Here is a 15233-nt window from a genome sequence, read left to right as displayed (position 1 = left end):
GCTTACCACCTGCGCGTTCAATGCTCCAGATACCAAGGCATAGCCCTGGCAATCCCCTCAACAATCCGGAACTCCGGCGCATACCCCAGCTTACTGGCCGCCTTGCCAATATCCGCCTGAGAATGCCGAACGTCCCCCGGCCGGAAATCCCGGTACACCGGCGCCTTCTCATACACCACGCCATTTCCCGCCAGGGCACTCTTCAGTGCGGCAAACAGATCATTCAGTGTGGTGCGGTCACCCACCGCCACGTTGTAAACCTCATTTTTGGCAGATTCCTCCGCCGTGGCCGCCAGCACGTTCGCTTGCACTGCATTTTCAATGAAACAGAAATCCCGGCTGGTATCGCCATCGCCGTTGATGAACACATCGTCACCCCGCACCATGGCGGCGGTCCATTTTGGAATCACCGCTGCATAAGCGCCGTCCGGGTCCTGGCGCTTGCCAAACACATTGAAGTAGCGCAGGCCTATGGCCTTGAAGCCATAACTGCGGGCGAACACCTCGGCATACAGCTCATTCACATACTTGGTGACTGCATACGGCGACAACGGCTTGCCGATGTTCTCTTCCACCTTCGGCAACGCCGGGTGATCGCCATAGGTGGAGCTGGACGCCGCATAAGTGAAGCTCTTTACCCCCGCATCCCGAGCCGCCACCAGCATATTCAGAAAGCCGGTAATATTGGCCGCATTGGTGGTGATGGGATCATTCAACGACCGGGGCACCGAACCCAGCGCCGCCTGGTGCAACACATAATCCACACCCTCGCAGGCGCGTGCACAGTCTTCCGGATTACGGATATCGCCCTCGATAAACTGAAACTTCGCCCACTGTTCTGCAGACACCAGGCTACGAACCTCATCCAGATTGCGCTGGTAGCCGGTGGCGAAGTTGTCCAAGCCTACTACGCGCTGGTTCAGCTTCAGCAGATGCTCCAACAGGTTGGATCCGATGAATCCGGCTACGCCAGTAATTAGCCAGGTTTTGGGTTGTTTGGGGAGTTGGTCGAGAAGTTGCGGGTAGTGGAACCTATCAGCAGAGTGCATTCAAAAACCTTTGAGAATTTCTGGGCGCTAACAGCAGGTTTCGCTTCAGGGGCCCGCGCCAGCTAATCCAGAACCAGCATTCGGTACATCTTGTGATTGGTCTGCTAATTGCTGTACCGATCCAAGTAAATCATATCTCAACCCAATGAGCTCTGAACCTTGATCAGAAAGGTGTCCGACATCCCGATAGATATTGATTCCATCAACGAGCGTAGGGCATTTTCCCCTATCACAGATGTACTGCCCCAGATCCAGAACAGGCAATGCCAAGTCTGGCCGCGCAAGGAATGTCATGACAGCGATGTGCTGCTCTGAAAGTTCTGCGACAGTGAAAGCACAATCAAATACTTCATTGCCTTCAAATATCAAATTGTAAGTTGAACATTTCGAGAGGTTCTCGCCGGTTCGGGGGGGGGGGGAGACAAAAACGGGTTTCTTTCCGAGGCTTTCTACGAAAGCGGCGGTCTCGTTCATGGCTGCCAAAACAACTTCTTCTGATGCTGGTCGGCGAGCACCTGTAGCGTCATAAATCTCATTAAATAGAATGCCCAAAGGTGAAGACATGATGACGTACTCGATGTCGTTATCATTTTTTAGCCAGTCTCGAACCTGGTCATTGAATGAGACACAACTTCGAGACCAAGCCTCAGGGTATTTTCGATTTGTAAGCGCTACTCCAAGAATTGGTGAACAGACCGATTTCGTGAATTGGATCAGGTTTTTGCCTTCTAGACTGGGGCTTGCAAGAACTGCTTGGGCCAGATGCATGGCAAAGCTGTCCCCCCAAAGCATAACTCTCGGGTCAGGCCCCGTTCGGCATTTTTCGGATGTTGTGAATGTGCCCTCACATTCAGAGTCGAGGCCGTGATTAACCTTAATGCGTTCAGCAATGTTGATTTCTGAAAAGGGAACGCCGGATGGGGCGACTCTGTCAGGTAATCCGCTGTTGAAATGTCCGTATAGCCCTGAGGTAGTAAAAATAACAGTCCCAATAGCGGCGTAACTGAAGATCTGCTTTCTAGAACGGGTGAAGGACAGCTCTCTGGTCCGGAAAGGCTGCTCAATGTACTTCCAGGTGATGAGAGCCAGTGTAAGAGATGCGATGGAAAGCCCAAACATCAGTACCCAGCCGGGCTCGGAGGCACTTCGAATCCTGGCAAAGGCCAGAAGTGGCTGGTGCCAGAGGTAGGCACTGAAGCTGATCAGGCCGATCCCAACCAAAATACGGCTCGCAAGGATACGGTTTACCAGATTCTGTTCATGGCTATACAGAATGATGAGTGCAGTTCCCAAGACTGGTGCGAGAGCATACACCGATGGAAACGGAGTGGTTTCGTCGAAGAAGAAAATTGAATATGCAATCAGGGCCAAGCCTGTGCTTGCTGCCATAGAATTTGGTTTGGGTGACCGCTGGAACATAAGGAACGCACAAATTGCGCCGACTCCCAGTTCCCAGGCACGGGTTGGTAACAAGTAAAAGTTTGCAGTTGGATGGTTTCTCCATCCATATTCAGACAACAGAAAGCTCAGAAATGAGAGGCCGATAATTACGTAGAAGATCGGCTTCTTTCCAAACCGCCATAGCATCAATAGCAGGAGCGGAAAGAAGATATAAAACTGTTCTTCCACTGCAAGACTCCAGGTATGCAGCAGCGGGTTTTCTTCGGCAGCAGGTGCAAAGTATCCTGATTTTCGCCAGAACAAGACGTTTGATGCGAAAAATGAAATCGCCACGAAACTTTGGTAAAAGTTCTTGAGTTCTTGCGGAACCATCCAGAGCCAGGCGAATGGAACGCAGCAAATCATTACGAAGAATAGTGCCGGCAATATTCGGCGAGCGCGCCGTTCGTAAAACTTGGCGATAGAGAAATTCCCTTCACTCATCTCACTGATGAGGATATTTGTGATCAGATATCCGCTAATCACGAAAAAGACATCAACGCCTACATAGCCACCAGAGAACCATGAGAAGCCGGCATGGAAAAGAATAACCGGCAAGACGGCCATTGCTCGTAAACCATCTATTTCCCTTCTGTACTGCATTCCGAATTACCTGTTGTAGATATGAAAAAACTCAAGTATGCCGCTTTGAGTGAGATCGAAAGATGGGTTCCTACCGCCCCACCAGGCGCCTGACAACTTCCTTAATGGCCCGACTGCCGCCATCCAGCGCACTGGTCTCAGGGAGCAAATTGCGCCACTTGGGCCGAGACAACACCTCGTGGTCGGTTGCCACCGGAACAACCTCTAAGCCATGAGTATCGAGCAACCTCGTTGCCCTTGGCGTATGGTGGGCACAAGTGACTAGGAGAACTCTGCTAACGCCCTGCTCTGCCAGTATCTCCGCCGGAAACTCTGCGTTCTGGCTCGTGTTACGACTCCGGTTTTCCAGAACCATGGCATTTCCCGGCACGCCGAGATCCGCCTGAAACTAATGCACGCCCTCTGCCTCGGAGGTGGCGCCAAGCTCAGGGTCGCCGCCAGCAGTCAGTGACGCAAACGGTGCTTTAGAGGCATGGAACAAACGGGCCGCATGCCACAAACGATCAGCACCGGATTCCAGATTCAGATACAATTCACTATGGCCAGCAGGCGCCCCCCCACCACCACTATTACTTTTGCGTGAGAAACGCCTTGAACTGCTATAGATGGTTGTTGGTATTCCAGATAGCCGAGCACCTAGTCGCTAGCCACAGGTAAGGACCAGGACCAAGGCAGCGCTATGACACCAAACCATAAAGCCAGCCGCTTGCGGTCCGCCAATATAAAGAAAAGCCCAAGCAAACCACCAAATAGTGCCACGCCCAAAGGCAATATCAGAGCTCTAGCAAACTTGGAAACTACGAAAATGATTTATTCGTCAATCAGTCTCTGGCTGATTCAATCTCGAAATTCTTTGTCTTAGCACGAAAATACTGGTTAGTTTTCGATTTGCACCAAGTAATGGCATGCTTTTCATACAAGGCAAAATAGATAATTCCAACGACCAGAGAAACGCCAGTAATAGCCCAAAAAGCCAAAATTGGAGACCAAGATTCAGAAATGGTCGGCAGAACTCGTGCCAGAACAGACTGCACGGGGCTGTGCACCAGATATACAGAGTACGAAGCCGCACCGAGATACAGAAGAAACCGAGGAGCCGGCACCTCCAGGTTTTCGACTTTCGTGAACAGTACAATCATCACGGCAAACACCAGCCCTATGTATATCCGGCTGAAACCGTTGATCACCAGCACATATAACGCGCTCGCCAAAACCAGAAATCCCGCCCAATATCCAAAGCGGCTCAGGCGGATTTGCGGACACAAATATACTGACATCCCAACATAAAACCAAAGATTCAAAGGGTTCAAGAAAATCTGAAGAAAGCCTGATTCAGGTACTTCAAGCAGCTGCCGCACGAATACAATTGCAACCAGCCAAGTCCCCATCACCCCAATGAACAGCACCCTGGAAACAAAAAACGACGCAAACAGAAGATAAAAAAGCAATTCATGCTTAAGCGTCCAAGCAACGCTGAGTGCAGTAGCCTGCACTGTCGGTATCAATGTGAAGCTGGTCAGCAATCCAATTTCTCGATCTCCTGCACTCATATTTGGCAAGAGTTGGTACGCAAAATAAAGTGCAACCCCAACGGGCAAGTACGGCACATAAATTCTGACGAGTCTGTGGGAAAAGTACTCTCCAAGTGTTTTACCCGCCTCGAGCATTCTTGAAGAGGAAAAAGCAATGATAAAACCCGAAAGAATAAAGAAGAAGTCCACGCCCAGGAAACCTCGGGCAAAAAACGGATAGTTCACGCCGCCAAAGAAAGCACTGGCCGTTAATTCGGCATGGTGCAGAAGCACCCAGACGGCTGCCCCCCCCCTCATCACTTCTAGCCACAGATACTTTTTCACATGGTCTCTCTTTGAAGATTGAAGCAAACGGCATTCCTTCGAGCACAAAAAAGCAGGCAAAAGCAGTGTCTAAAAGAACGCAAATGGATACAGAAACCGAATGCCGGTAATATCTGCCAAAAGGTTTAGGTCCAGTCACCCTGACTTTTTATTTTGCCAAGCTAGAAAATCGACTCAATGAAAAGGAGCAAACCTATATGGCAGCCAGGCGAAAGCATGATTTGCGAGAGTTAACCACGCAGCAAGCGCCAATGTGTAATAAGCCATCACAGCAAGCATGACCACGCCACGCCCCTTTGGGTCTTTGGCAATGAAAGGGAGCCTCGAAAAAACAAACAATTGAATGGGAATCAGATAAAGGGCAACCCTATCGGTAGCAGTTGAAGAGAGAAACACGAGGGGTATGCAGGCTAACGAGAAAATCGCCATCCATGTCCAAAGCCTTCGCTCTTTTTCGTTTAGCCGCAGAGATCGCGAAAACACCATAAAAAGAAGAGCAGGCACTACATTCATCAATACTCGTATTACGCCCCCCCGGGAATGGTAATCTGCCTCAACATAATTCGTCCAAAACCTATCTATGGAATCAAAAAGAAACAGATACCCGCCAACAGCGGTAATGATTCCGACCCAAAAAAGGCTCCAAAACCGGTTAGTCGTGGAGGACAGAGCAGCTATCGGAAGCATAAGCACTGCCGATTTATGGAACGTTGCCCCCAGCAATACCCACACAACAAACCATACATTCTTTCCCGAACCGAGGGCAGCTAAACCCAACAACAAAAAACCGAGGGCAGCCGATTGCCGTGTGTACCCCATTGCGACAACAATGATCAGGTACGGCACCGCCACCAGTAAAGCCAACCACGGCAATGGCTGACTTCTGGAGAAGTTGACGACCCCAGCCATCACCACTGCACCGCAAAAAAAATTGACCAAATAAATGTCGCCGCCAATCTGCCCAACAATCCAGTTAACCAAGTAATAGCCAGGATCACCTCTGTTGAATACTTCTGCGAAGGTATACGTTTTCAAATGCTCGAAATGCATCAGGTACGTAATCCAATCTCCGCCAACCTCCAGCCTATACCCGATCACGGTTGAAAAGAACAACCACACCAACCCCCAAGCCATTGCTGACGCCCGCTCATTGAGCCGTGCAGAAGACAAAAGGGTGAAAAACGGTATGGAGAAAAAAAACCAATATGGCAGCATTAAATGGGCGCTTTAAGGTAGGGCACAGGAGTGTCTGAAAAATACAATTCAAAAATCTTCAAAAATACGCTGATACATTGACCCAGCGATGCCAATATCGTATTTGGTGATTGCGGCCTCTCGAGCTCTTCTACCCATGGTTATCCTCAAATCAGGGTCAGCCAAAAGGGCCTTGATCGATTCATACCACCCGTCAGTATCTACAAGGTAACCAGTTTGGCCATGCTCAATAACATCGTTGTTGAAGCCAACGGCGCTGCCGACGGAGGGGATACCGACAGCTTTATACTGGATGATTTTGAACGAGCACTTACCCTTGCACCAGTCATTGTCAAATAGGGGCATCAACCCGATATCGAAACTCTGCAAGATCGAAAGCTCATCATTCGCACTCCATTTCACGAACTCAGCTCCCAGCTCACCGAACAGGCGCTCATTCACAGCATCACTACAAATCACAAACCGGAAGTTAACCCCATCGGCCCTGAGCCGTTTTACTGGCTCTATCAGCTGCGACAAGTAGGGAAAGTTACCACTCGTACCAATCCAGCCAACCACCGGCACACCATCCAAACGCTGTCCAGATTCTTTAGGCAAATACTTTTGGGTATCAATGCAGGTGGGGATCACCTCAACATCCGCAGAATCACGTACATACTCCGCAAGCCAGGAGTTGCCCGCAACTACCTTATCGCTAGCCCGAAAAACCTTCTTCAGGGCACCATTACGGGAGCCTGACAGCCCTCCATTACCTCCAAGAAAAACCGCATCGTCAAAGTCAAAAACAAACCCTTGCGTTTTCATGGCAAGCGCCCTTTCCGCTCGCGAGTTCCAAGGCCAGGCGAGTCGCTGAACCATCACTGGCCCCTCAGGCTTGTACATGGCTGTTCTTGCATATCTGGAAATACGGCAACCTGCACGATAAGCCCTTCGAGCTACTCCATTTCCTAATTTGTGGTCCAACTGCCCGTACCCGTACACGGTATTAACACGCCAACCCTGCGCTGACAGGTATTCTGCTACTGGCTCTACCCGAAACCGAGACGCCGGCACATCCTTACCACCACAGAAAAAAGTGACCGGCTTAGTCATCCTTGAACACCACCTTTTCTAAGCATTTCATTAACAACCAATCGAAGCTTGCCGTTTGCTCCTTTCGGAATCTCACTCAATTCCTGAAATTCGAGAGTGATTGGGTATCCAAGTGCACGCTCAAACTTATCTTTAACGGCAGCGCTAACTTCCGTGGACTCAGCCCCATCTGCCAAAACCGCCCGCACACAAAAATCGTCATAATCTCTTTGTACCACCTGTGCCTCATGAAGGCCGCTAACTTCTTTCAAGGTTCGATAGGTAAACATCCCCATCCGCTTGCCGCCGCGTACCAACACCATATCCTCAATGCGACCTTCCACTGACGCGATCGTTGGTGTTCTCATACCACACCCGCACTGGTTCTGATTCTGGTGGCTCAACCCCTTCACATAATCGCCAGTGCGATAACGAATCAGGGGCGTTCTATCCTGGATAAAGCTAGTCACGACAAGCTCACCATCGCCCTCGAATGCGGTATTACCGTCAACTACAACCTCGAAGATGCCGGACTCCCATCGTACGTGATAGGTTCCGTACTTGCACTGCTGGATAATAGGAACACCCTCGCTGGCAGCGTAGTAATCCAGAACTTTTGCACCTGAGAGAGATTCCAGCTCCTCGCGCACGGCAGGTGACAAAGTTTCAGCCGTTGTCACAATCGCTTTTAAGGAGCTAAGTTTCACTCCAGCTCGGTCCATTAACCTCAACGTCTCCAAAACTCCAGATGAATAACCGTCCATTACTTCCGGAGCAAACCGGGAAAGCTTCTGGCTAATTGTCTGCTGGTGATCTGCATTAAGATGGTAACTGGATACAAGCAGCTGGTTTTCAGTTGGAACATATAACCAGGGGCGGGAAATTTCTTTGGAGGGATCCGCAATGATCCTGCCAGAGAGGCGAACAGATGGCGAATTCTTGCTCACACCAGCGAATTCCAGGTGCTGCTTGAGTAACGCAAAACGACGTTGCATAGAAGACTTACAATGCTCCACCTTCATGGGCGAGCCAGATGTGCCGCTTGTTGCACTAACCAGCCATTTTTTGACGTTGCGGTTGAAAAACTGTTCGGGTGCCCGACGCAGCTCATGTTTTTCAAGCACCGGCAATGAACGCACGAGAGATTCGAAGTCCAACTCTCTATCAAGCGCTAAACTATTGTAGTGAGCGGTGCCAGTTTTAGCAGACTCTACTAAACTCAACAATTCAGTCTTTTGCCATGCAGTTTGTTCAGCAAGCCCGTACTGTATTGAATCTGCAAGGAATGCCGAGAACCGAGCAAACTCCGTTCCGTATCGCCCTGCTGAGAGTTTTAACCCCATACCAGCTGCCAAAATTGCCCGTACTGAATAAGGTAACTTTTCGAACTTAATCATCATTGAGCCTAACGAATGAAATGTGACTGAAAATTAAAGACCAAACGAGACCATCATTCTGGGAAGTCATTACCTTATAGCCAAAATAATTAAAGAAACACTCAGTTCGAGTGGCAAGCCCCCGATATCCTAGACACCTGACAGCTTTGTGAAATACTGCTTTTCGAAGTCCACGGGGGACAGCCCACCGTTATTTCCATGCCGGCGAACCGGGTTATAGAACATCTCAATGTAATCGAAGATATCCTGCCGGGCTGTTTCCCGATCCTTGTATATTTTCCGTTTCACTCGTTCACTCTTGAGCAACGAGAAGAAGCTTTCGGCAACCGCATTGTCGTGACAGTTTCCGCGACGGCTCATGCTGGGTTTCAATTGGTGGTCTTTCAGGAAGTCTCTCCATTCACGACTGGTGTACTGCGAGCCTTGGTCTGAGTGAATCAGGACCTCCTGTTTCGGTCTGCGCCTCCAGGAAGCCATCAGCAAGGCGTCCATAATCAGGTCCGTCGACATCCGTGGCTTCATAGACCAGCCCACAATTTGCCGGGAGAACAGGTCTAGAACTGTGGCGAGATACAAGAAGCCCTCGTGAGTCCGAATGTAGGTAATATCAGTCACCCATCGCTCGTTTGGCTTCTGAGCCTCAAAATCGCGATCCAGATGATTGGGCGCGACATGAGCGGACTCTCCGCCGTAATAGCCTTTGTGGCGTTTGTAGCCGCGCTGAGCACGAATACCTTCCGTCTTCATCAATCGGTACACCCGATTTTTACTGCATCTCTCGCCGAGGTCTTTGAGATCCAGGGTGATATTTCGGTAACCGTAAACGCCACCACTTTCGAGCCAGGCCTGCTTAATCAATCCCACCAAGCGACGGTTGGCCTTGGCGCGAGGACTTTCCGGTTCATGCAGCCAGGCATAAAAACCACTGAAGTGGACTCCCAGCACTCGGCACATCACACGGACTTGAAATTCACTCTGGTGAGCCCTGATGAAGCGATACTTTACTTGGACTCTTTGGCAAAGAACGCTGCGGCCTTTTTTAGTATGTCGCGCTCCTCACTGACCCGCCGCAACTCCGCTCTCAGTTTGCGTAGCTCATCCTGCTGCTCACTGATCTGTTGATGTTGACTGCCAGCATCACCGTACAGCTTGATCCATTTGTGCAGACTGGCCGAGGTAATCCCCAGCCTCCGACACACATCAGTCACTTTGTAGCCACGCTCCGTGACCTGTTTGACCGCCTCAATCTTGAATTCCTCGGAGTAACGCTTTCCGCTCATTGCCAACGCCTGTAGATTTGCGTTTAGTGTAACGCTATCAGGCGTCTACTGTATCGGGGGCTTGCCAGAGTGTGGAAAAAATATCAGGTTACCCGCAGGTGGATGCCGAAATTAAGAAGAGCACAAAAATTCTCAACCGACCAGTGACTGATGACTGACCGAGCTGTAAGTTTCGACCGCTTCAAGCGCCCGCCGATAAGAATCCACGCTTGCCTGCAATGAGTACTGTGCCGCTCCTAATTCTCTTGCGCGTGTTCGAAAGCCTTCACGGTCCGCCAACACGCTCTCAACGAACCAACAGGCAGCATCCTCCAGCGCTTCTTGGGTGTGCTCCTTCATCAAATATCCAATTTCTTCAGTTATGCCGTCAGTATCACCAATTCCTTTCGTTGCAACGAGCGGAACGCCACATAAAAGATACTCGCCAACTTTAACGGGCGACACACCCTGCATGGAGAATGATGTCCGCCGCAGACCTAAACCGAGATCCGCACTTGCAACGATTGAAGGTACCTTATCGGGCTCAACAGACTTGATTTCAATTTTCAACTTCAAGTCATCATGATTGTCAATTTCACGGGCAGCAATCTCCGGGGAACCAGTAAGAAATAGAAGACGAGTATCGGATCGATAGGCAAGCACATGTCTGAAAAATGCAAGCATTTCAGGCAAACAATACTGCTCTCCGAGGGATCCGGAATAAATAATAAGAGGGGCTTCGGGGTCAACTCGCAACTCTCGGCGAATACGGGCCCTTTCACTACCATCTGTTAAAGCGAATTTCTCTGAATCTCTCCCATTGTTAACTCGGAAAAATATTGACTCAGAGGTCCCAGCGCCCGCACGAGCATAGAGAATTTGAGAAGCCTTGTCCGTACGAGTCAACACAACACTTGATTTGCGGATCCCCAGAGCTTCAATATCTCGTAAAACACGGTAAACGAATCCCCTCGATGATAAACCAGCGAAGTCAACGCGTTCATCGATTGGCAAACCATCAGCATCGAAAACCAGGGGAAGGGAGATATGCTTCAACGCTCGCATAGAGGAGAACAAAGGCAATGTGCTCCGAGGCATTAGGACATCAATCTCCCAATCGTGAACTGCTCGCCGGATGTCCCTCGCCCCCTTTATGGCAGAGGCATATGAGCCAACCGACACTGGTTTCCGCCACACATGAACTGAGCGATACGGAACTCCGGCGTTCATACATGCTTGGCGTGTTTGTATGAGTTGCTGAGTTGAGCCCCAGGTAAACTGAATAACGTGAAACTCCCAGCCATACTGGTTTAGGCTACGAAATATCGGTAGAAACAAACTCTCTAAGTAAGACACCTGTGGACCGTCCCATGTAACGAACAATACCTTCATATCGATCTAATATCCTTCCAAAAGATTCTATAAATATCGGCACGGGCGACAAAGAAACGATCCTATAAATTTACCTATTCCGCACGTCGGTGAAAAATCATGCCTATCGAGAATTGAAAAAGTATCACGCCCGAAATGAGCGTTTCACTGTTAAGTGTTTTGATTTTACGATAAGTGCCAGCAAAAACATCTATGTAATGTTTTACATGATCATCCCTGATTCACGCACGCTCTCCGTATTTTGTAAAGCGCTAACAACGCTCGGTCAGGTCTAAATATTCGCAGCCATGACCGAAATAAAATACGTTGCACGCGTTGCCGCTGGGTCGTCAAACAAGAATCACTAATTCTCGGCATATTTACGCTTAAACGTATAAGCCCAAGATAACCCGATTCAAGCCCATCCACGTCAGACATAGCCGAATTCTCTTGCAGCCGGTATTCATATACAGTGTCCCTAATAGCCCCGTAATTCAATCCCGCGTCATGTGCTAACGTGAGGAAGAACACCAAATCCTCAGAGTGGCTGAGGTCTCTTGAAAACCGGTGGTCTCCAAGTTTTTCGCGTCGAATCATGTACAAAACACCGAAGAAAACGCCGGGCTCGAGTCGAGCAAGTCTTTCCAAGAGTGGCCCTTTTTTTAGGTCTGGTTTGTACCGACGCAGCAACTTTCCGTCAGACGTAACATGTACGCCAGCATTAACAATATCCACATCTGGAAACGCATCAAGGAAATCAGCACGTGCGCTGAGAGCGTTCGCAGGCAATAGATCATCAGCATCCAAAAACGTAATATATTTTCCCTTAGCCAAATCCAAGCCAACGTTTCTCGCAGCACTAACACCCAAATTCTGTTGATGCACAACCTGGATCCGAGGGTCATCTAGGCACTCTAGAATTTCGGCTGTACCATCCGTGCTACCATCATTTACGATGATCCATTCCCAATTTTCACAGGTCTGCGCTTCTACCGACGATACGGCCTCGCGTATAAAACGTTCTCCATTATAAACAGGTGTGATGATTGAGATCATAATTTTTAACGCTTCAATTAGAACTGTCGATATACCAAAAGGTGAGTAAATTTCAAATTGACTGCCTTTGGAATCACAATATTGATTTAAATAAGCAGGAGTCCAAGGGGACCAATCTCCTGCGCAATTCGATTGACATGCTCGGAATATGTGTTTTTCACAGCAAAATTTTGCCTGTGAGCAATAAGTTCGGGAGTGTTCCAATCAGACGGATTCTTAACAATCTCGGTAAAGGCTTGAACATACGCATCACGGCTTATCCGCATCTCTAAGAGATCTGAACGCCCCTCATACTCAAGGGTTCGTGTAGCTAGGACGCACCTACCAGACGCAAGGTATTCCATTATTTTGTGGGGATTGGCTAGTTGCGCGAGATGCTCATCAGCTTGGTACGCTACGAGTAAAACATCCGCAAGTCGAAGAAAGTGGCCTAACTCAGCAGCGGGTCGCCTACCCCAGAATTTTACATTAGGCACGGAGCCAGTTAACGCATGCAGGCCTTTACCGGCGGTAAAAGAACCAACAAAGTGAAACTGCACGTCAGGGTGAATATTGACTAGCCGGGCCACTAGGTCTACGTCGAGATAGGAAATATCGAGATTTCCCGTTAGAACAGCATTCACACCCTTCTTAGCAAACTCAGGTTCCAAACCATTTGGCAGTGAGACTCTGTTCCCTATAGGCGCATAGCCATGAGTAATTCGAACAAGTTGATTAGCAAATGGTGCGATAAGCTGCTCTATCGGAGCAGAAACGGCTATGGAGAGATTAGCCGTCGACGCAGCTACATCAGGTTGGAAGTTTTGGTTTAGGTCTACCTGCTGATATATTTTTAGCCGGTCGCCCGCGAACCTGAAATCGAAAAACCGTGAATTTTCAAAATTCCAGATAACATCAATTCTCTGCCCTATGCGCCGTTCAAGTCGATGAAGCCACCGCCTTTCAAATATACGCCTTATTGTCGCAGGAAACCGCCGTAGGCCGATTGCCACTCGAGGCGCACGTAATATTCGAAGCCGACCCTGAATTTCACAAATATCCTCTAGACATATCTTTTTATCCAGAGAAGGAGGGCCATAAAAAATTATATCATGCCCCCTTCGAGCTAGCTCCATCGCATAATGATGTTTGCTTACAAAGTGGCCGTCCCAGGCTTCGGGTGAAATAATGAGAATAGTAGTCATAAGAACGTTTCATGAACTGAGTTGGCAAAGTCATATTTTAACGTGAGTTAAAATTCATCAAGCTCACATGGGAACTCACTCTTAGATGAGTTTCTGTGAAACTTAAATACTAATTAATGGTTCGATCGTAAAGCGTTTGCCCATATCAGGCTGAGATGATTTAACTATATATCCAGTAAATTGGCCACTAGGACCAAATTAGCCTGTCAATCGGGCTGATCCTCTTAACACAGTCAGATAATAGTGCTATTATATTTTTATCCAGCTTATTTTATGCCTTGCTCCCCACTGAAACAATAAAGTTACGGATAAAATTACGAAGATTCTTTCCATTTAAAACAAAAGAAACTATAAAATAAAAAAATATACCCGATACAACTAGTATAATTAATGTTAGTATATTTTGCTCCCAAGTGAAAAACTCATAGATCGCAGCAACCCCAACCCCCATTACGCCCGAAGACAGGAGGGGCTTGACTATAGTCCCGAAATACTCTTTTGCACAAGGGCCAATCAACCGACGCACCCAAAAAAAGTAAGCAACTATTAGCAGCACGAATTGCGTTAATAGCATCGCAAATGCGACCATTTCAATACTACCCGCTAAACTACTAAAAAATACCACTGCCGGAATTATGAACAACAGGAAAAAGTTCCAATAAAACGACCAATTCGCTTTACCCAAACCCATTACCAAGGGACTATTCATATTACCCAAAGAGCGAAGGAGCACGTAGCCACAAAGAATACTGAGGACTGAGCTAAGATTCGTCCATTTATCTCCCAATAACACATTAACAAATACAGGAGAAACGGCAGCTAACCCTATAAAGAGAGGAGCTGAAACCAAAAGTACATTTGCAATCATAGTCAAGTAAATGTCCTTGACTTCATCCAAATCGTTCTGTCTCTTTGATACTGCTGGAAATGCCACTCTAGTTGCGACACTGTTTATCTGCTGCATAGTTTGCAAAGTTATCTGACTTCCAATACTGTAAACACCTAGAGCAGTGGTGCCCATTGTCTTACCTATTATTATCTGATCCGCACGTGAGTTAATCAAATTCATCGACATCGCTGCTGTCTGATACAGTCCGAAGGACAACATTGGTATTACAGATTTGAAAGAAAGGCCAAATCCATTTAACAGATTTTTTTGAAGGCCATAAATAAATGCTAAACCATTCCGAATAATGACAGCTGCCAGCTGGCTTATCACGATTGACCAAATGCCCCAGCCCAAACTAACAAGAGAGATCGCCACAAACACATTAATCGCTGCTGAAACCATTGATATTAATGACATTACCTTGAATTTAAGCTCTTTTTGCAAAAGAGCAAATACTTGCTGGCCTACTGCGCTGATCAAAACCGTTAGCCCGGCTACAGAAATCAGGTCAACCAGTTGCTCGCGTTCGAAAAAAGTTGCAACTAACGGCGCCGACAAACAAATCAGGAAATAGCTCGCTGCAGCAAGAATCCAGTTAAAGGAGTAAAGTGTTGCCAGCTGTTCGCTCGTGGGATGTTTGTAATGAACAAGCGCCTGTGTGATCCCCATCTCTGAAAACAACCTGAAAATCTCCAGAGCCACCCAAATAATAGCGACTGTTCCCATGACCTCAGGACCAAGTATTCTAGCTACAAACAATGCTGAAATTAACTGCAGTACGCGAGAAAAAATAGTTTCAAATGCAACCCATTTTGCGCCACTTATAATTTCGGACATGTTTCA

At 48.1% G+C, this 15233-nt stretch carries 12 protein-coding genes; all 12 read right to left on the bottom strand.

Annotated features, from left to right (window positions below; translation table 11 throughout):
- Positions 1 to 17: 17 nt before the first annotated feature.
- The 12 genes from R0125_RS04535 to R0125_RS04480 all read right to left on the bottom strand — a co-directional run bounded on the left by R0125_RS04535 (position 18) and on the right by R0125_RS04480 (position 15227).
- Positions 18 to 1049, bottom strand: a complete 1032-nt coding sequence (locus R0125_RS04535; protein ID WP_317237306.1) for an NAD-dependent epimerase/dehydratase family protein — start codon at positions 1047 to 1049, stop codon at positions 18 to 20.
- 45 nt (positions 1050 to 1094) lie between these two features.
- Positions 1095 to 3092, bottom strand: a complete 1998-nt coding sequence (locus R0125_RS04530; protein ID WP_317237305.1) for an acyltransferase family protein — start codon at positions 3090 to 3092, stop codon at positions 1095 to 1097.
- 70 nt (positions 3093 to 3162) lie between these two features.
- The gene (locus tag R0125_RS04525) at positions 3163 to 3462 is read right to left on the bottom strand and encodes a YdcF family protein (RefSeq protein WP_317237304.1); all 300 of its coding nucleotides are present in this window, start codon (positions 3460 to 3462) and stop codon (positions 3163 to 3165) included.
- 451 nt (positions 3463 to 3913) lie between these two features.
- Positions 3914 to 4948 carry an acyltransferase gene (locus R0125_RS04520; protein ID WP_317237303.1) on the bottom strand — a complete coding sequence of 345 codons (1035 nt, stop codon included), beginning with the start codon at positions 4946 to 4948 and terminating at the stop codon, positions 3914 to 3916.
- Positions 4949 to 5122: 174 nt separating this feature from the next.
- The gene (locus R0125_RS04515; RefSeq protein ID WP_317237302.1) at positions 5123 to 6163 is read right to left on the bottom strand and encodes an EpsG family protein; all 1041 of its coding nucleotides are present in this window, start codon (positions 6161 to 6163) and stop codon (positions 5123 to 5125) included.
- 48 nt (positions 6164 to 6211) lie between these two features.
- Positions 6212 to 7045, bottom strand: a complete 834-nt coding sequence (locus R0125_RS04510) for a glycosyltransferase family 4 protein (protein ID WP_317237301.1) — start codon at positions 7043 to 7045, stop codon at positions 6212 to 6214.
- A 206-nt stretch (positions 7046 to 7251) separates the two neighbouring features.
- Positions 7252 to 8631, bottom strand: coding sequence for a hypothetical protein (locus tag R0125_RS04505; RefSeq protein ID WP_317237300.1), 1380 nt, complete (start codon positions 8629 to 8631; stop codon positions 7252 to 7254).
- A gap of 129 nt (positions 8632 to 8760) precedes the next feature.
- Positions 8761 to 9911 (bottom strand): IS3 family transposase gene (locus R0125_RS04500; RefSeq protein ID WP_410797553.1). Its coding sequence is split into 2 segments (ribosomal slippage): positions 8761 to 9674 and positions 9674 to 9911, totalling 1152 coding nucleotides; the frame shifts between segments, so codons are not numbered across the junction.
- Positions 9912 to 10043: 132 nt separating this feature from the next.
- On the bottom strand, positions 10044 to 10988 hold the full coding sequence (locus tag R0125_RS04495) for a hypothetical protein (protein WP_317237298.1): 945 nt from the start codon (positions 10986 to 10988) through the stop codon (positions 10044 to 10046).
- A 504-nt stretch (positions 10989 to 11492) separates the two neighbouring features.
- Complete coding sequence (locus R0125_RS04490) at positions 11493 to 12317, bottom strand: glycosyltransferase family 2 protein (protein WP_317237297.1); 825 nt, start codon at positions 12315 to 12317, stop codon at positions 11493 to 11495.
- Positions 12318 to 12403: 86 nt separating this feature from the next.
- A complete protein-coding gene (locus R0125_RS04485; RefSeq protein WP_317237295.1) occupies positions 12404 to 13501 on the bottom strand; it encodes a glycosyltransferase in 1098 nt (365 codons plus the stop codon).
- A 271-nt stretch (positions 13502 to 13772) separates the two neighbouring features.
- Positions 13773 to 15227, bottom strand: coding sequence for an MOP flippase family protein (locus tag R0125_RS04480; protein ID WP_317237294.1), 1455 nt, complete (start codon positions 15225 to 15227; stop codon positions 13773 to 13775).
- Positions 15228 to 15233 lie beyond the last annotated feature (6 nt).

It is taken from the genome of Marinobacter sp. M-5 (assembly GCF_032911545.1).
GTDB lineage: Bacteria > Pseudomonadota > Gammaproteobacteria > Pseudomonadales > Oleiphilaceae > Marinobacter > Marinobacter goseongensis.
This window is presented reverse-complemented; position numbering and strand designations above follow the sequence as displayed.

Excerpts from the sequence above, each read along its gene's own strand:
- R0125_RS04535 (WP_317237306.1), bottom strand. The coding sequence starts at position 1,049 with ATGCACTCTGCTGATAGGTTCCACTACCCGCAACTTCTCGACCAACTC.
- R0125_RS04530 (WP_317237305.1), bottom strand. The coding sequence starts at position 3,092 with ATGCAGTACAGAAGGGAAATAGATGGTTTACGAGCAATGGCCGTCTTG.
- R0125_RS04515 (WP_317237302.1), bottom strand. The coding sequence starts at position 6,163 with ATGCTGCCATATTGGTTTTTTTTCTCCATACCGTTTTTCACCCTTTTG.
- R0125_RS04510 (WP_317237301.1), bottom strand. The coding sequence starts at position 7,045 with ATGTACAAGCCTGAGGGGCCAGTGATGGTTCAGCGACTCGCCTGGCCT.
- R0125_RS04505 (WP_317237300.1), bottom strand. The coding sequence starts at position 8,631 with ATGATTAAGTTCGAAAAGTTACCTTATTCAGTACGGGCAATTTTGGCA.
- R0125_RS04495 (WP_317237298.1), bottom strand. The coding sequence starts at position 10,988 with ATGCCTCGGAGCACATTGCCTTTGTTCTCCTCTATGCGAGCGTTGAAG.
- R0125_RS04490 (WP_317237297.1), bottom strand. The coding sequence starts at position 12,317 with ATGATCTCAATCATCACACCTGTTTATAATGGAGAACGTTTTATACGC.
- R0125_RS04485 (WP_317237295.1), bottom strand. The coding sequence starts at position 13,501 with ATGACTACTATTCTCATTATTTCACCCGAAGCCTGGGACGGCCACTTT.
- R0125_RS04480 (WP_317237294.1), bottom strand. The coding sequence starts at position 15,227 with ATGTCCGAAATTATAAGTGGCGCAAAATGGGTTGCATTTGAAACTATT.